Annotated in this window: 16 protein-coding genes; 9 read left to right on the forward strand and 7 right to left on the reverse strand. The window is 68.6% G+C overall.

The window, feature by feature from the left end:
- Positions 1-17: 17 nt before the first annotated feature.
- The 5 genes from ACI7YT_RS16760 (at position 18) to ACI7YT_RS16780 (ending at position 4,621) form a co-directional block, all read left to right on the forward strand.
- Positions 18-563 (forward strand): ECF transporter S component, encoded by a 546-nt coding sequence (locus ACI7YT_RS16760; protein ID WP_406247106.1) that lies wholly within the window; start codon positions 18-20, stop codon positions 561-563.
- A 73-nt stretch (positions 564-636) separates the two neighbouring features.
- Positions 637-2,340 (forward strand): ABC transporter ATP-binding protein, encoded by a 1,704-nt coding sequence (locus tag ACI7YT_RS16765; protein WP_406247108.1) that lies wholly within the window; start codon positions 637-639, stop codon positions 2,338-2,340.
- Positions 2,337-3,167, forward strand: a complete 831-nt coding sequence (locus ACI7YT_RS16770) for an energy-coupling factor transporter transmembrane component T family protein (RefSeq protein ID WP_406247110.1) — start codon at positions 2,337-2,339, stop codon at positions 3,165-3,167. The genes ACI7YT_RS16765 and ACI7YT_RS16770 overlap by 4 nt, the downstream gene beginning before the upstream one ends.
- A gap of 9 nt (positions 3,168-3,176) precedes the next feature.
- Positions 3,177-4,052, forward strand: a complete 876-nt coding sequence (locus ACI7YT_RS16775; RefSeq protein WP_406247112.1) for a siderophore-interacting protein — start codon at positions 3,177-3,179, stop codon at positions 4,050-4,052.
- Positions 4,049-4,621, forward strand: a complete 573-nt coding sequence (locus ACI7YT_RS16780) for an ECF transporter S component (RefSeq protein ID WP_406247113.1) — start codon at positions 4,049-4,051, stop codon at positions 4,619-4,621. The genes ACI7YT_RS16775 and ACI7YT_RS16780 overlap by 4 nt, the downstream gene beginning before the upstream one ends.
- A gap of 65 nt (positions 4,622-4,686) precedes the next feature.
- Here the strand turns inward: ACI7YT_RS16780 and ACI7YT_RS16785 are convergent, their stop codons facing one another.
- The 5 genes from ACI7YT_RS16785 to ACI7YT_RS16805 all read right to left on the reverse strand — a co-directional run bounded on the left by ACI7YT_RS16785 (position 4,687) and on the right by ACI7YT_RS16805 (position 8,294).
- Complete coding sequence (locus ACI7YT_RS16785; protein WP_264155915.1) at positions 4,687-5,451, reverse strand: ABC transporter permease; 765 nt, start codon at positions 5,449-5,451, stop codon at positions 4,687-4,689.
- Positions 5,448-6,233 carry an ABC transporter ATP-binding protein gene (locus tag ACI7YT_RS16790; RefSeq protein ID WP_406247115.1) on the reverse strand — a complete coding sequence of 262 codons (786 nt, stop codon included), beginning with the start codon at positions 6,231-6,233 and terminating at the stop codon, positions 5,448-5,450. Before ACI7YT_RS16790 ends, ACI7YT_RS16785 begins: the two co-directional genes overlap by 4 nt.
- Complete coding sequence (locus ACI7YT_RS16795; RefSeq protein ID WP_406247116.1) at positions 6,230-6,601, reverse strand: DUF1048 domain-containing protein; 372 nt, start codon at positions 6,599-6,601, stop codon at positions 6,230-6,232. The genes ACI7YT_RS16790 and ACI7YT_RS16795 overlap by 4 nt, the downstream gene beginning before the upstream one ends.
- Positions 6,602-6,603: 2 nt before the next feature.
- Positions 6,604-6,966: a PadR family transcriptional regulator gene (locus ACI7YT_RS16800; RefSeq protein ID WP_406247118.1), complete on the reverse strand. Its 363-nt coding sequence runs from the start codon at positions 6,964-6,966 to the stop codon at positions 6,604-6,606.
- A gap of 164 nt (positions 6,967-7,130) precedes the next feature.
- On the reverse strand, positions 7,131-8,294 hold the full coding sequence (locus ACI7YT_RS16805) for an acyl-CoA dehydrogenase family protein (protein ID WP_406247120.1): 1,164 nt from the start codon (positions 8,292-8,294) through the stop codon (positions 7,131-7,133).
- 148 nt (positions 8,295-8,442) lie between these two features.
- Between ACI7YT_RS16805 and ACI7YT_RS16810 the strand changes: the two genes are divergently transcribed.
- Positions 8,443-9,315 carry an alpha/beta hydrolase gene (locus ACI7YT_RS16810; RefSeq protein WP_406247122.1) on the forward strand — a complete coding sequence of 291 codons (873 nt, stop codon included), beginning with the start codon at positions 8,443-8,445 and terminating at the stop codon, positions 9,313-9,315.
- Here ACI7YT_RS16810 and ACI7YT_RS16815 read toward each other — a convergent pair.
- Positions 9,303-10,223 (reverse strand): M15 family metallopeptidase, encoded by a 921-nt coding sequence (locus tag ACI7YT_RS16815; protein ID WP_406247123.1) that lies wholly within the window; start codon positions 10,221-10,223, stop codon positions 9,303-9,305. The genes ACI7YT_RS16810 and ACI7YT_RS16815 overlap by 13 nt on opposite strands.
- 111 nt (positions 10,224-10,334) lie before the next feature.
- Between ACI7YT_RS16815 and ACI7YT_RS16820 the strand changes: the two genes are divergently transcribed.
- Together ACI7YT_RS16820 and ACI7YT_RS16825 are read left to right on the forward strand one after the other, a co-directional pair.
- Positions 10,335-11,399 carry an Rv2578c family radical SAM protein gene (locus ACI7YT_RS16820; protein WP_406247124.1) on the forward strand — a complete coding sequence of 355 codons (1,065 nt, stop codon included), beginning with the start codon at positions 10,335-10,337 and terminating at the stop codon, positions 11,397-11,399.
- Between the two features lie 49 nt (positions 11,400-11,448).
- Entirely contained in the window at positions 11,449-11,988 is a 540-nt protein-coding gene (locus ACI7YT_RS16825) for a YaeQ family protein (protein ID WP_406247126.1), read from the forward strand.
- Between the two features lie 83 nt (positions 11,989-12,071).
- Here the strand turns inward: ACI7YT_RS16825 and ACI7YT_RS16830 are convergent, their stop codons facing one another.
- Entirely contained in the window at positions 12,072-14,372 is a 2,301-nt protein-coding gene (locus tag ACI7YT_RS16830; RefSeq protein ID WP_406247127.1) for a DEAD/DEAH box helicase, read from the reverse strand.
- A 241-nt stretch (positions 14,373-14,613) separates the two neighbouring features.
- On the opposite strand from ACI7YT_RS16830, the gene ACI7YT_RS16835 reads away from it, so the two are divergent.
- Entirely contained in the window at positions 14,614-15,510 is an 897-nt protein-coding gene (locus ACI7YT_RS16835) for an aldose 1-epimerase family protein (RefSeq protein ID WP_406247129.1), read from the forward strand.
- Positions 15,511-15,656: the final 146 nt, after the last annotated feature.

A 15,656-nucleotide genomic window follows, 5' to 3' on the forward strand; every position in this document is an offset into this window, starting at 1 on the left:
GCAGATAGGCTGGTTCGGTGCCGAAGAGTCCTGCCCTGCCAACGCGCGTGCTGCTCGTCTGCGCCGCGATCGGGGTCGCGACCGGCATTCTCGGCGGGGTCGCCGGCTACCTGAGCCTTGCGGTGTCCGCGACCGTTCCTGTCCTCTACGGACTCGTCCTCGGCTCGCACGTGCTCCCGGGCGTCATCGCCCAGGCGCTGCTGCGACGCCCTGGTGTCGCGATCATCACGCACCTCCTGGCCGCGCTCGTCTCCAGCGCCATCGCTCCGGCCTGGGCGCTGCGCTACCTCGGCACGGCGCTGCTGATCGGGGCGATCCAGGAAGGCGTGACGGCGATCGGCCGCTACCGCAGCTGGGCCGTCTGGCGATTCCTCGTCTCCGCGGTCATCGTCGGCATCATCCTCGCCGTGCCGATCGGACTCGCCGCCGACATCGACAAGTTCCAGCCGTGGGCGTACGTCGTCTACCTCGTGATGTTCGTGGTCGGACCTGTCGCCTGGACGTACGCGGGCCTGGCCACGGGCGACGCCCTGCGCAAGGCCGGCGTCGCGCAGCAGCGGTGACACTGCGGCGTGCGAGTCAGGTAAGGCTGGGCTAAGTTAGACGGGTACCGATCGCCGACCCCGGGGTTCTTCCGTGCGCACATCCGCGCCCCTGCTTCGCGTGCGTGACCTCTCGCTCACCCACGCCGGTGCGGTGCACCCCTCGCCGCGCGACGTCTCGTTCGACATCGAGCGGGGCGAGGTCGTACTGGTCCTCGGTCCGAGCGGCTCGGGGAAGTCGACGCTCACGCTGGCGCTGAACGGGCTCATCCCGCAATCCGTGCCCGCGGACATGACCGGATCCGTCGAGGTGAACGGACGGAGCACGATCGCTACACCCGTTGCCGACCTCAGCACCGACGTCGCCATGGTCTTCCAGGACCCGGATGCCCAGCTCGTCACCGGAACCCTGCTGGACGAGGTCGCCTTCGCGCTCGAGAACCTGCTGCTCCCCGTACCCGAGGTCCTCGCACGCACCGAGGCCGCGCTGCGTCGCGTCGGGCTGTGGAATCGCCGGGACTGGAACCCCGACCGGCTCTCCGGCGGCGGACGCCAGCGCCTCGCGATCGCATGCGCGCTCGCGATGGGGTCGCCGCTGATCGTGCTCGACGAGCCGACCGCGAACCTCGACCCTCAGGGCATCGACGACGTGTACGACGCCCTCGGCGATCTCATCGCCGAGGGCGAGCGTGCCATCGTGCTCGTCGAGCACAACCTCGATGCGGCGATGCGCTTCGCGACCCGCGTCCTCGTGCTCGACCGCGATGGCGCGCTGGCGTTCGACGGCCCGGTCGGCGAGATCCTGCGCGGCCGCACCGACGAACTGCTCGCGATGGGCGTCTGGCTTCCGGCGGCAGCACTGGCGGGGCGGATGCTGCGGGCACGCGGCATCCTGGCCGATGACGTGCCGCTGCCGCTGACACCGGAGGAGTTGGCGGCAGCGCTCCCCGCCGCTCGTTCGTCGAGCGAGGACGACGAAGTCGACCGAGTCGAAACGGGCTCAACGAACGACGGGGCGAGCGCGAGTCCCCTCATCCGGGCCCGCGGGCTCACCGTGCGCCGCGGGAAGAGCGAGATCCTGCACGGCGTCGACCTCGACATCCCCGCCGGTTCCCTCACGGCGATCGTCGGCGCGAACGGCGCGGGCAAGACCACGCTCATCCAGGCACTCGCCGGCGTCGTCGCTCCCCCGAAGCGGCAGGTCGACGTCGCCGGGCTCGACCCGGCCACGGCATCGCCTCGGGAGATCGCCGGACGCATCGGGTTCGTCTTCCAGAACCCCGAGCACCAGTTCATCGCGCACACCGTGTTCGACGAACTCGCGCACGGGCTCCGGCTGCGGCACGTCGACGAGTCCGAGATCACCGAGCGCGTGAACGAGATGCTCGCGCGGTTCGGCCTCGAGCACAAGGCGGGCGTGCACCCGTTCCTCCTTTCCGGCGGCGAGAAGCGCCGCCTGTCCGTCGGCACGGCGATCATCACGCGTCCGAGCGTGCTCGCCCTGGACGAGCCGACGTTCGGGCAGGACAGGGCGCGTGCCGCCGAACTGCTCGGGCTGCTCGCGGATCTCCGCGCCGACGGAACCACGATCGTCATCGTCACGCACGACCTGCAGCTGGTCGCCGACCGCACGACGCACACCGTGATCCTCGCGGACGGGCGGGTCCACGCCGCCGGCCGCACCGGCGATCTGTTCGCCGCCGACGGCGTCTTCGAGTCGGCCGGCCTGCGTCTGCCCGCGCTCCAACGCGCGCTTCCTGCGCACCTGCGCGGCCTCGTCGCGGAGGGCGCGCGATGACCGCCACCGCCCCCGCTCGCACGATCGATCCGTATGCCGCGGTCGCCCCGGCATCCGCCCGGTGCTTCCTGCATCATCTGAACCCGCTCGCCAAGATCGCGGCCGTCCTGCCGGCCATGCTCCTGCTCGTGTTCGTGCGGGATCTGGTGACTCCGGCGGCGTTCCTGATCCTCGGCTATGCCCTCATCCTCGTCGGCGCCCGTCTGACGCGGCGAAGCGCCGTGCTGCTCTTCGCCGCCGTCCCGGCAGGTCTCCTGGCCATCGGCTTCGGCTTCTCGCTCTGGGTGGATGCCGCGCTGGTCGACGCCACCTCCCCTCTGCTGCAGCTGGGCGGGTGGACCCTGTACAGCGGTGCGCTGCAGATCGGCTTCGCGACAGCACTGCGCCTGGGCAGCATCCTCGCCCTCGCCCTGATCGGGGGCCTCACGACGACGGGTCCGGATCTCGTTCGCGCCAGCATCCAGCAGCTGCACGTCCCGTATCGCATCGGCTACACGGCGCTGGCCGCCTACCGCTTCGTGCCGCGCTTCGGGCACGAGCTCGCGGTCATCCGCGCCGCGCACCGCGTCCGGGGGCATCACGGCGGCCGCGGGCCGTTGGCGCGCATCGCCCGCGGCTGGGGCTACATCGTGCCGCTGCTCGCCGGCGCGATCCGGCATGCGGAGCGCGTCGCGCTCGCGATGGACTCCCGCGCGTTCGGAGCGCATCCCACCCGGACCGAGCGGCACCTCGTCCCCTTCCGCCCTCGCGACACCGTCTTCGTCATCGCGTTCATCGCGGCATCCGCTGCGGTCTTCGTCGTGACCTTTCCCTGGCAGTTGAACTGAGAGGAACCCATGGCCTACTCCAAGATGGTCAAGCCCGCATCGGCGGACCTCACCCACCTGACCGTGCTGCGCACCGAACAGCTGGCCCCGCACTGGATCCGCGTCACCCTCGGCGGCGGCGAGATCGGGAAGTTCCAGCCGATGGGCTACGACCAGTGGTTCCGGCTCTTCCTGCCGATCGGCGGCGAAGCGGGGCTCGAGCGCGTACCCGCCAAGGCCAACAAGACGCTCGGGTACCTGAAGTTCCTGCGCATCCCGGACGGCGAGCGCCCCGTGATGCGCAACTACACCGTCCGGGCGTACCGTCCGGCGACGGCGGGATCGGATGCCGAGATCGACGTCGACTTCGTCCTGCACGGGTCGGCGGCCGACGGCACCGCAGGGCCGGCGTCGCGCTGGGCCGAGACGTGCCAGCCCGGTGAGCACGTCCTCATCATCGATGAGGGCCTGACGTTCAACCCGGAGCGCGGCACCGACCGCGTGCTGCTGGTCGGCGACGAGACCGCCCTGCCCGCCATCGCCGGGATCAGCGCTTCGCTGCCCGCCTCGGCGACAGGGACCGTGATCATCGAGGTGCCCTCCGAGGAGGATGCGCTGGAGTTCCCGCATCCTTCCGGGCTCGACGTGGCCTGGATCGTGCGGCCGCACGACGTCCTGCCCGGAACGCTCGCGCTGGCGGTTCTGCGTGACACCGATCTGCCGGCCGCGCCGTTCCACGCGTACGGCGCTGGCGAACAGGGGCTCGCGTCCGGAGTGCGCAAGCAGCTCGTGTCCGAGCGCGGTGTCGACAAGAACCAGGTGAGCTTCTGCGGGTACTGGAAGATCGGCGCCGCATCACCGGCATCCAAGGCCGCGCGCGAGGCCGCCGCGGAGCCGCTGTCGTGAGCGGGCAGGGCGTTGCTCGACCGGTGTCCCCGCGGCGGTTCCCCACGACTCTGCTTCTGACGTGCGCCGCCCTGGGCGTCGCCGGCGGGCTCATGCTCGCACCGGCGAACTGGCTCTCGACCGTGCTGTTCGCCTTCCCGCCGACGACGATCCTCAGCATGGCCATCGCCGGCCTGTGGCTGCTGCCGTCGGTGATCGCGCTGCGCCTGCTGCGCCGCCCCCTCGTCGGCATGCTCGTCGGGCTCATCGCCGGACTGGTGCTCGTGCCGCTCTCGGGCTACGGCTTCGGGAGCATCGCCACGAATCTGTGGTGGGCGGCGTTCACGGAGCTGCCGTTCCTCTTCGTGCTGTGGCGGTACTGGGGAACGTGGCTGCACTACGTCGGTGCAGCGCTCGCCGCCGTCGCCTACGTCGTGCTCTCCTGGTTCACGTACAGCATGGACACGCTGGGCATGTGGGCGCAGATCGCGTTCTTCGCGATCACGTTCGCGAGCTGCCTCGGCACGACCGCCCTCGGCATCCTCATCGCCGACCGGCTGAAGGCCGCCGGGGTGGGCCGGCGACGCTGAGTTCCCGCAACAGGAAAGTGCCGGTCGCCCTCACGGGAGACCGGCACTTCGTGTGAGGCGACGACTCAGCGCAGCTTCTTGCGGTACACCGCGATCGCACCGAAGTAGGCGACCACCAGGATGCCGACGAGCCACGCCAGCGCGACCCAGATGTCGGATCCGACGGGCTGCTCGGCGAACAGCGCCCGGATCGTGTTCACGATCGAAGTGACCGGCTGGTTCTCGGCGAACCAGGCCACCGGACCCGGCATGGTGTCCGTGGGAACGAACGCCGAGCTGATGAACGGGAGGAAGATCAGCGGGTAGCTGAACGCGCTCGCCCCGTCCACCGTCTTCGCCGACAGGCCGGCGATCACGGCCACCCAGGTCAGTGCCAGGGTGAACAGGATGAGGATGCCGGCGACGGCCAGCCATGCCCCGAAGGATGCTCCGGTGCGGAACCCCATCAGCAGCGCGACGCCGATGACGATCGCGATCGAGACGATGTTCGACACCAGGGACGTGAACACATGCGCCCACAGCACGCTGGACCGCCCGATCGGCATCGACTGGAACCGCTCGAAGATGCCGCCCTGCATGTCCAGGAACAGCCGGTACGCGGTGTACGCGATGCCGGATGCGACCGTGATCAGCAGGATGCCGGGGAGCATGTAGTTGATGTACGACTCGTCGGTGCCGGTGTTGATGGCCCCGCCGAACACGTACGTGAACAGCAGCATCAGGGCGACCGGTGTGACCGCCGTGGTGATGATGGTGTCCGGGCTGCGCAGGATGTGACGCAGCGAGCGACCGGTGAGCACACCGGTGTCTGCGAGGGCGTGCGAGGTCATGATGCGTTCCCTTCTGTCTGTGCCGTGGAGGCGTCTTCGCCGACGAGGGCGAGGAAGACCTCTTCGAGCGTTGGCTGCTTCTCGACGTACTCGACCTTGGCCGCGGGCAGCAGGCGCTTGAGTTCGTCGAGGGTGCCGTTCTGGATGATGACCCCCCGGTGGAGGATCGCGATGCGGTCGGCCAGCTGCTCGGCCTCGTCGAGGTACTGCGTGGTCAGCAGCACCGTGGTGCCGTTCCTGGCGAGCGCGCGCACCGTGTCCCACACCTCGATGCGCGACTGCGGGTCGAGGCCCGTGGTCGGCTCGTCGAGGAAGATCACCGGCGGGTTCCCCACGAGGCTCATGGCGATGTCGAGCCGTCGGCGCATGCCGCCGGAGTACTCCCCCGCCTTGCGTCCGCCGGCCTCCGTGAGGGAGAACCGGGCGAGCATGTCGTCGGCGATCTCGCCCGGATGCTTCAGGTGGCGCAGCTTGGCGATCAGGATGAGATTCTCACGCCCCGTGAGCACCTCGTCGACGGCCGCGAACTGCCCGGTGAGGCTGATCGACTCCCGCACGTCGTTCGGCGCCGATGCGACGTCGAATCCGTGGACGGACGCCGTGCCGGCATCCGACTTCAGCAGGGTCGAGAGGATGCGCACCACCGTCGTCTTGCCGGCTCCGTTGGAGCCCAGCAGGGCGAAGATGCTGCCGGGGGCGACGTCGAAGTCGACGCCGCGGAGCACCTCGAGGTCCTTGAAGGACTTGCGGATGCCGCGCACCTGGATGGTTGCCGTGGTCATGAGCGCTTCTCCTTTCCGATGGCCTCGTCGAACGCCTTGTTCAGACGGGCCCGTTCCTTGTCGATCCATTCCTTGCCCTGGTAGGACTTCGCGAACGTCTCGGTGAAGTCCACCGGGTCATCGCCGATGATCTCCTGCACCGGGGTGCCGTCGACGGCCGCGCGCTCCCAGAGATCGACCAGGTCGGTGAACATCTGGGTGAGGGTGTCGCCGTTGGTGATGCCGCCGTAGTACATGAAGTACCGGTGCATCGCGGTCGCGGCGACGCGGTACGGCTCGGGGAGAGCCTCCATGCGGGCCTTGTCCTGCTTGTACTGCTTCTTCTGCTCGAGCGATCCGGTGACCGTTTCGATCCACTTCGATGCCATGATCAGTTCCCTTCGGTGGTCGTGCTGTCGGTGTCGTTGCTGTCTGTGTGGCGGAGCCGGTCGATGCGCTCTGCGAGGAAGCTCCAGGTCCTCCAGAACTCGGCGAGCTGCTCTCGACCCTGCGTGTTGATCGAGTACACCTTGCGCGGCGGGCCCTTCTCGGACGGGACCTTCTCCACGTCCACGAGGCCCTTCTGTTCGATGCGGACGAGCAGCGCGTAGACGGTGCCCTCCGCGATGTCCGCGAAACCCTGGTCCCGCAACCGCGCCGTGATCTCGTATCCGTACGCGGACTGCTCGGCCAGGATCGCGAGCACGATGCCCTCGAGCGAGCCCTTGAGCATCTCTGTCATCTGGTTTGCCATGCGATCACCTCCGATCTACTCTGTGTCGCTGACTACCAGTACAAAGTAACACTGAGTACCGGTACTTGGCAACACTGACTAGCAAAAGAGTTTCTCGAGTGCCGCAGAACGCGAAAACGCCCCGAGATCCGAAGATCTCGAGGCGTTCTCGATGCAGGGCGGCGTCAGCGCTTGCCGACGATCTGGCGGCCGACGAGGTCCCGCATGATCTCGTTGGTGCCGCCGTAGATGCGGTGGACGCGGGCGTCGGTGAAGGCGCGGGCGATCGGGTACTCCATGATGTAGCCGTACCCGCCGTGCAGCTGCACTCCGGTGTCGAGCACCTCCCACTCGCGCTCGGTCGCCCAGAACTTCACCTTCGCGGCATCCTCGGCACTGAGCTTGTCGTCCTTGTAGGCGAGCAGTGCACGGTCGATGTAGGCCCACATCGCGTCGGTGGTCGCGGCCATGTCGGCGAGGCGGAAGCGCGTGTTCTGGAAATCGGCGATGCGCTCGCCGAATGCCTCACGGTCCTTCGTGTACGCGACGGTCCAGTCCATGGCCGCCTGCGCGGCGGCGGCTGCGGCGACGCCGATGGACAGCCGCTCGAGCGGCAGATTCATCATCAGCTGGATGAACCCCTGCCCCTCGGTGCCGCTGATGAGGTTCTCGTCGGGGACGAACACGTCCGTGAAGCTCAGCTCAGCGGTGTCCCAGCCGTGGAAGCCCATCTTGCTGAGCTTCTTGCCCTGGTCGAAGCCCTCCATGCCCTTCTCCACCAGCAGCAGGCTGAAGGCATCAGGGCGATTGCCCTCGCCCGTCTTGACGAACGTGACGACGACGTCGGCCGTCGTCCCGGACGAGATGAACGTCTTCGCGCCGTTGAGGATGTAGCCGCCGTCGACCTTCTTGGCGTTGGTCTTGATCCCGCGCAGGTCGCTGCCGGCGCCGGGGTCGGTCATGGCGAGCGCGCCAAGGACTTCACCGGTGGCCATCCGCGGAAGCCACTTCTCCTTCTGCTCCTGCGTACCCATGTGCACGAGGTACGGCACGGCCAGGTCGTCCTGGATGCCGAAGGCGCCCGCGAGCGACCCGGCACCGGCCGCGATGACCTCTTCCATCACGATCGTGCGGAAGCGGTAGTCCTGCAGCATCCCTGCGCCGCCGAACTCCTCGGGGACGGACAGACCGATCAGACCCGCCTCGCCGGCGGCGCGCATGGTGTCGCGGTCGATCTCGCCCGCGGCATCCCACCGCTCGATGGCCTCATTCGAGACGTGTCGCTTCACGAAGTCCTTCACGAGATCGCGGAATGCCTCGTGGTCCTCGTCGTAGATGTCGCGTTCCATGCCGTCCTCCCGAACGTCGTCGTTGCTGCCGCGATTCTATGCGGACGCAGGGCGCCGGAGCAGTCGATTGTGGAATGCGTTCCCACAATCGGTGGCACTGGGTTCCGTGATTGTGGGGAGTGGCCAGAGCGCTCCGTAGACTCGTCGGATGCCGACGATGCCGCACTCCCCTCTGGCCATCGACCAGGACGAGGTGGCGTACGAATACGGACCTGACTCCGCGCCGCGACCGGGCGTCCAGCCAGGGCGCATCATCGAGCTGGCGCTCGACGACAGCGCCGCGTACCCGGGGACGACACGGCGGATCTGGATCCATGCGCCCGCAGGGCACGACTCGAAGGCGGAAGCCGCGGTCACCCTGTTCAACGACGGCTGGTGGTACCTCGACCCGGACGGCGACGTCCGCGGCGGCATCGTGCTCGACAATCTCGCCGCGGCGCGATCCGTCCCGCCGATGGTGTCGATCTTCGTGGACCCGGGGATGCTGCGCACGCCGGGTGGACTCACCAAGAACCGCAACGCCGAATACGACGCATCGGATTCGAGATATGCGGACTTCCTCGTCGAGGAGGTCCTCCCTCTCGTCCGTCAGCACTTCCGCATCTCATCGAATCCGGCCGCCCGAGCGATCTGCGGCGGGTCCAGCGGCGGGAACGGCGCCTTCACGGCGGCATGGCAGCGTCCGGATGCCATCACGAAGGTGATCGCCTTCAACGCCAGCTTCGCGCAGATGCCCGGCGGCAACCCGTATCCCCGCCTGCTCGCGTCAGGTGCTGTTCGACCGTTGCGGGTCCTCCTGCACGCCGCTCATCGCGACCTCGGCTGGAATCAGTCGGACCGCAACTGGTTCGCCGAGAATCTCGAGACGGGCGCCGCTCTGGCTCGAGCGGGTCAGGACGTCCGGCTCGTCGTGGGTGACGGCGGGCACAGCCCGAACCACGGCGGGGTCCTGCTGCCGGATGCCCTGCGATGGGCATGGCGTGCGGACGAGCCCGCGGACTCGCCGGTTCAGCCCACGTAGTCGGGCGCCGCGGGAAGCCCGAAGAACTGCTCGAGGGTCGTGTAGCCGCCTGCGTTGTACGCCGAGGCGAGCTCGGGGCCGATGTAGCGCAGGTGCCACGGCTCGGGCGAGTAACCGGTGATCGGGGTCGTGCCGTCGAGGTAGCGCACGATGTAGCCGTACTCCCACGCGTGCGCGTTCACCCAATCGCTCTCGCTCGTGCCGCCGAACGCGCGGATGCCGCCGCACCCGTTGCTGCACGACACCACGTCGAGCGCGAGACCGGTCTGGTGCTCGCTGTACCCCGGCCGCGCGGACACCTCGTCGGCCGCGCGCTGACCCGTGGCGGCGACGTGCTGGGAGTACGTGTTCTCCTGCATGCCGTACGAGCGGTACCCGTTGTTCATCCCGAGGACGCCGGCCCCGGCATCCGACAGCGCCCCGGCGAGCGCGTTGATCGCGTCGGCCGGCGCGGCCAGCACCGACCTGGCGGTCGTCGTCGTCTGCAATCGCGTGTCGACGAGCCCGGTGGGCGTGAAGTCGGGCGCGAGCGGGCGCGCCTTGTTGACCACGACCCAGAGACGATCCGGGTCGCTGAGCGAGATGCACGGCGCATTCCCTGCGGCCACGGCTGCGCGGAACGCCTCCCCACCACCGAAGGCGGCGATCGTCGCGGGATCATCACCGGCCGCGAGGGCGGCCTGCACCGCGGCATCCGCACACGGGTCGGCGGCGACCGTCGCCTCCACATCCACGGGAGGCAGGTGCATCGCCACCGCGGGAACGGGCTGCTCGACCGGAGCGGGGGCCGGGACCTCGGCGAGCGCCCACAGCGCGCCGAGCGCCGTCACCGCGAGACCGATGGGCAGCGCGAACGCCAGGGTACGGGGTCGCGGCGCGGCATGTCGGGGTGCCATCGCCTCGCTCATCCGTCCATTCTCTCCTGTGGAGCTGAGAGACCCCAACCCGCCCGACTTGCGGAGTTCGATTCTCGACGATTCGGTCTTGCGATTCTTTCGTTCTTTTGTTCTAATGAGGAGATGCGATGGCAGGGGCAGACGATCGACGATGCGGACGAGTCCGCGCTGCCAGGGCTGGAGAATCGCAGCGGGATCGTCCGATCGGTGACGACCCCCGAGTTCGCAGGGATGACGTTCCATGAGGTGCTCTCGAAGTCCGCTCTGAACAAGGTTCCGGGCCCATCGCGGATGCCTTTCTCGTGGACGATCAACCCGTACCGCGGGTGCAGTCATGCGTGTGTATACTGCTTCGCTCGCGGGACACATCAGTATCTCGACCTCGACGGTGGCGCGGACTTCGATTCGCAGATCGTCGTGAAGACCAACGTGGTCGAGGTGCTGCAGCGCGAACTGCGAAAGGGCAGCTGGCAGCACGAGACCGTCGCGCTGGGCACGAACACCGACCCGTATCAGCGCGCGGAGGGACGCTACAAGCTGATGCCGGGGATCATCCAGGCGCTTGCGGACTCGGGCACGCCGATGTCGATCCTGACCAAGGGCACGCTCATCCGCCGCGACATCCCGCAGTTGATCGAAGCGGCTAAGCGCGTGCCGGTCGATATCCAGATGTCGATCGCGATGTACGACGACGATCTGCAGAAGACGATCGAACCGGGAACCCCCACGACGCAGGCGCGCCTCGACACGGTGCGCGCACTGGCGGATGCAGGTTTTCCGGTGACCGTCTTCCTGATGCCGATCATGCCCCACATGACAGACTCGGTCACCGCGATCGACACCGCCCTCGCACGCATCAAGGCGGCCGGAGCCGCTCGCGTCATCTACGGCGCCCTGCATCTGCGCCCCGGAGTGAAGCCGTGGTTCATGCAGTGGCTCGGAGAGCATCGCCCCGACCTCGTCGCGTCCTACCGCGGGCTCTACCCGGGTGTCTCCGCTGAGGCGCCGAAAGGCTATCGACAATGGCTCGCGAAGCGCGTCCGACCCCTGATCCGGATGCATCGGCTCGACGGGCGCGACGAGGACGACCTGTACGCGGCGAGCCCCCGAGGCACGCGCACGCTGCCGCCGCGTCCGGCCACGGTGCCCGCGGCATCCGCTCCGGCCGAACAGCCGATGCTGTTCTGAGCATGCGCACGGCCGGGACGCGCCCGGCGGGCGCGTAGGCTCGAGAGCTATGGCTATCGGCGCGATGATCCACACGTTCACGGTGCAGCTCGCCGATATGGACCGCGGGGTCTACGAGGACCTGACGCTTCGTGTGGCGAAGCATCCGTCCGAGACCGACGCCTACATGCTGACGCGCGTCCTCGCCTACTGCCTGGAGTACACCGAGGGGATCACGTTCAGCGAGGGGCTCTCGTCCACCGAGGAGCCGGCCGTCGTCGTCCGCGATCTCACCGGACGCACCACCGCGTGGATCGAGGTCGGCGCACCGGATGCCGAACGCATGCACTACGGCAGCAGACTCGCCGAGCGCACCGTCGTGTACACGCACCGCGACCCCGCAAAGGTGATCGCCGCGTGGGAGGGCAAGCGCATCCACGATGCCGACGGCATCCGCGTCTACGGCTTCGATCCCGGCTTCATCGATGCCGGCACCCGCGTGCTCGAACGGCGCAACACCGCGACCCTCACGGTCACGGAGGCGCAGCTCTACCTCGATCTCAACGGGACGAGCTTGTCGTCCGCGGTGCACGAGCACCGGATCGACTGACGATCCGCCGCGAGACTTAAGCTGCGGCGCGAGACTTGGCTGAAACGGCCGAGTCTCGCGCCGCAGAGGACGTCTCGCGAGGGTCAGGCGGTGAGATCCGCCGTGGTCGGAATGCGACCGGCGATCTCCTCGATGACCTCGTCGCCGACACGGGCCTGCTCGAACGGCGCGTCGATCTCGGCGCGCTGAAGGAGCTCGGTCATGCGACGCTGACGCTGACGCGTGATCAGCGTGACGACGCGACCCGAGCGACCGGCACGACCGGTGCGGCCGGAGCGGTGCAGATACGTCTTGTACTCATCCGGCGCGTCGGCCTGCACGACCAGGTCGATGTCGTCGACGTGGATGCCGCGGGCTGCGACATCCGTCGCCACGAGGACCTGCACCTTGCCCGACGTGAGCCGCGCCAGGTTGCGCGTGCGCTTGGCCTGGTTGAGGTCACCGTGCAGCGAGACCGCAGAGATGCCGATCTCTTCGAGCTGCTCGGCGAGCATCTCGGCGTAGGCGCGGGTGCGTGCGAACACGAGGGTCTGCCCATCGCGGTCGACGAGCGACGCGAGGATCTCGGCCTTGTCCCGGTGCTCGATCACGAGCACGCGGTGCTCGATCGTGCCGGAGTCCTGCGTCTCGCCGGCGACCTCGTAGACCGCAGGATCGACCAGGAACTCCTCGACGAGGGCCGCGACCTCACGGTCGAGCGTCGCCGAGAACAGCAGCTTCTGGCTGCCTTCGGCGGTGTGACGGAGGATCCGCTGCACCGGCTCGACGAAGCCCAGCTCGCACATGTGGTCGGCCTCGTCGAGCACCGCGATGCGGCAGTCCGAGAGATCGAGCTTGCCCTGGTTGATGAGGTCCTCGATGCGACCCGGCGTGCCGATCACGATGTCGACGCCCTTCTTGAGGGCTCCGACCTGACGCCCCTGGGGCACGCCGCCGTAGATCTGGGTCGTGAACAGCCCAACGCTGCGTGCGATCGGCTGGATGGTCCGGTCGATCTGCAGAGCGAGCTCGCGCGTCGGAGCGAGGATGATCGCCCGCGGGGAGCGGCCGAACTCGCGCTTCTTGCCGGCCTGCGACTTCAGGATGCTTTCGACCAGCGGAGCGCCGAACGCGATCGTCTTGCCGGAGCCGGTGCGGCCACGGCCGAGCACGTCGCGGCCTTCGAGTACGGCCGGGATGCTGGCAGCCTGGATCGGGAACGGCGACACCGCGCCCATGTTGGCCAGGGTCTCGACGATGTTGGACCCGAGGCCCAAGTCCGCGAAGGTCACGTTCTCGACTTCGGCCGCCTGCACAGTCTTCGCTTCGAGGCGCTCGTGGACGACGTCCTGAGCCTGCTCGACGTGCGAACGGGCTGCCGGCTTCGTCGTGGCGTTCCAGTTGTCGCGACCCGGACGCTGCTCGGTGCGACGGTCATCGCGACGCGGACGGTCGTCGTTGGTACGAGGACGCTCCTGGCGGTCGCCGTTGTAGCGGGGACGCTCGGCGCCGCGATCGTTGTTGTATCGGGGGCGCTCGGCGCCACCGTCACGGTTGTAGCGAGGGCGCTCCGCCCCACCGTCACGGTTGTACGACGGACGCTCAGCGCCACGATCGTTGTTGTAACGAGGACGCTCCGCCCCACCACCACGGTTGTACGACGGACGGTCACCGTCACGACGCGGACGCTCAGCGCCACGGTCGTTGCTGTAACGAGGGCGCTCGGACCCACCGTCACGGTTGTAACGCGGACGCTCCGCCCCACCATCACGGTTATACGACGGACGCTCAGCGCCACGGTCGTTGCTGTAACGAGGGCGCTCCGCCCCACCGTCACGGTTGTAACGCGGACGCTCCGCACCACCGTCACGGTTGTACGACGGGCGGTCACCATCACGACGGGGACGCTCAGCACCACCATCACGGTTGTAACGCGGACGCTCCGCGCCACCGTCGCGGTTGTACGACGGGCGGTCACCATCACGACGCGGACGCTCAGCGCCACGGTCGTTGTTGTACCGGGGACGCTCACCGTCGAAGCGACGCTCGCCGCCGGTGAAGCGCGGACGCTCGGCCGACCCGCCTCGCTCATCGCGGTGGTGCGGCGCCTCGCGGCGTCCTGATTCGGCGCGGCCACGGATCGAGCGCGCCTCGTCACGACCGGCGCGCTCCTGTTCGGTCCAGCGGCCCTTGGGCGCTCCGGACGCGGAGTCGGGACGGTAACCGCGGTGCTTCGGGCTCTTGTGACCGGGGCCGGCCGGGCGCGACGCAGAACGGTCGTCACCGGCATCCGCACGGGGCGGACGGCCGTCGTTGTGACGATCGCGGAATGGGGTCTTCTTGGCGTAGCGCGGCTCGAAGTTGGCCGCGGGGCGTCCGCCCTTGGGCTTGTGGTTCTTGGGCATGGGTGTGTCCTTCTGGGTTCCCGACACGAGAACAGCCGTCTGGGCGCGCACGCGCAGACAGATCCGGACATCCGTCGGCCGGGGCCATTCATGTGATGGTTCATGCGCGTCGAACGACGCTCACCATCGGCCCCTGGACTCACACTTCACACAAGAATCGCCCGCGCCGCAGCACGGCTGTCCGAAGCCGACCCTTCCAGAGTACCGCGACTACCTGAGAGGACCCCCGTACGATGTCGAAGTGACTTCTCTCTCCCCCACCGGCACCCAGATCCATCTGCAGCGCGGTGCGGTCACCGCGCAGATCGCTCAGGTCGGAGCATCCCTTCGATCGCTGACCGTCGGAGGCGTCGGCCTCGTGCCGCCCTACCCGCTCGGTGAGCCGACCCCCTCGTGTTCCGGTGTCGTCCTCACCCCCTGGCCGAACCGCGTCCGCGACGGCCTGTGGGACGACGAGGGCACGGTCCGCCAACTCGCCGTCACCGAGCCCAAGTTCGACAACGCCAGTCACGGGCTGCTCCGCTTCGCCGCCTACGAGGTGTCGCCCGCAGAGTCCTCGGTCAAGCTGCGCGCGACGATCGTCCCGCAGACCGGCTGGCCGTACGAGATCGGTACGACCGTGACGTACACGCTCACGGACACGGGCATCGCGGTCGAGCACATTCTCGAGAACCGATCGGATGCCGCGGCCCCCGTCGCGCTCGGCACCCACCCGTTCGTCACGATCGACGACGTCGACGCCCACGATCTGGTGCTCACGGTGCCCGCGGCGACGCAGTTCGACGTCGACGACCGCATGCTTCCGATCGGCACGTCGCCGGCACCGACCGCGGTCCGTGACGGCGTGCGCCTGGGCGACATCGTGCTCGACACCGGATTCGCCGATCTGGCTCGGGATGCCGATGGCCGAGTGCGTCATTCCCTCACGGCACCGGATGGCCGGCGCGTCACCCTGTGGCAGGGAGAAGGCTTCGACTACGTCCAGGTGTACACGACGACCTCGTACCCCGGTCAGGCTCTCGCCGTCGCGATCGAGCCGATGACGGCGCCGGCGGATGCTCTGAACAGCGGTCTCGGCGTCCGCCGTCTCCTGCCCGGCGAGAGCTGGACCCTGCGCTGGGGCATCGAGCTCGGCTGAGCCGGCACGCCCCCGGATGCGTGTCCGGTTTCATGCGGGTGCGATCCGCGCGAACCCGCACCAACCCGGACACACCGCGCGAGGATGTCCGAGTTGGTGCGGGAGGGCGCCTCTCCGACCCGCACCAACCCGGACACGCCCGTGCC

The sequence above is a fragment of the Microbacterium sp. M genome (genome assembly GCF_045181065.1).
Taxonomy (GTDB): Bacteria; Actinomycetota; Actinomycetes; order Actinomycetales; family Microbacteriaceae; genus Microbacterium.

Excerpts from the sequence above, each read along its gene's own strand:
- ACI7YT_RS16770 (WP_406247110.1), top strand. The coding sequence starts at position 2,337 with ATGACCGCCACCGCCCCCGCTCGCACGATCGATCCGTATGCCGCGGTC.
- ACI7YT_RS16775 (WP_406247112.1), top strand. The coding sequence starts at position 3,177 with ATGGCCTACTCCAAGATGGTCAAGCCCGCATCGGCGGACCTCACCCAC.
- ACI7YT_RS16785 (WP_264155915.1), bottom strand. The coding sequence starts at position 5,451 with ATGACCTCGCACGCCCTCGCAGACACCGGTGTGCTCACCGGTCGCTCG.
- ACI7YT_RS16790 (WP_406247115.1), bottom strand. The coding sequence starts at position 6,233 with ATGACCACGGCAACCATCCAGGTGCGCGGCATCCGCAAGTCCTTCAAG.
- ACI7YT_RS16795 (WP_406247116.1), bottom strand. The coding sequence starts at position 6,601 with ATGGCATCGAAGTGGATCGAAACGGTCACCGGATCGCTCGAGCAGAAG.
- ACI7YT_RS16800 (WP_406247118.1), bottom strand. The coding sequence starts at position 6,966 with ATGGCAAACCAGATGACAGAGATGCTCAAGGGCTCGCTCGAGGGCATC.
- ACI7YT_RS16805 (WP_406247120.1), bottom strand. The coding sequence starts at position 8,294 with ATGGAACGCGACATCTACGACGAGGACCACGAGGCATTCCGCGATCTC.
- ACI7YT_RS16810 (WP_406247122.1), top strand. The coding sequence starts at position 8,443 with ATGCCGACGATGCCGCACTCCCCTCTGGCCATCGACCAGGACGAGGTG.
- ACI7YT_RS16815 (WP_406247123.1), bottom strand. The coding sequence starts at position 10,223 with ATGAGCGAGGCGATGGCACCCCGACATGCCGCGCCGCGACCCCGTACC.
- ACI7YT_RS16820 (WP_406247124.1), top strand. The coding sequence starts at position 10,335 with ATGCGATGGCAGGGGCAGACGATCGACGATGCGGACGAGTCCGCGCTG.
- ACI7YT_RS16825 (WP_406247126.1), top strand. The coding sequence starts at position 11,449 with ATGGCTATCGGCGCGATGATCCACACGTTCACGGTGCAGCTCGCCGAT.
- ACI7YT_RS16830 (WP_406247127.1), bottom strand. The coding sequence starts at position 14,372 with ATGCCCAAGAACCACAAGCCCAAGGGCGGACGCCCCGCGGCCAACTTC.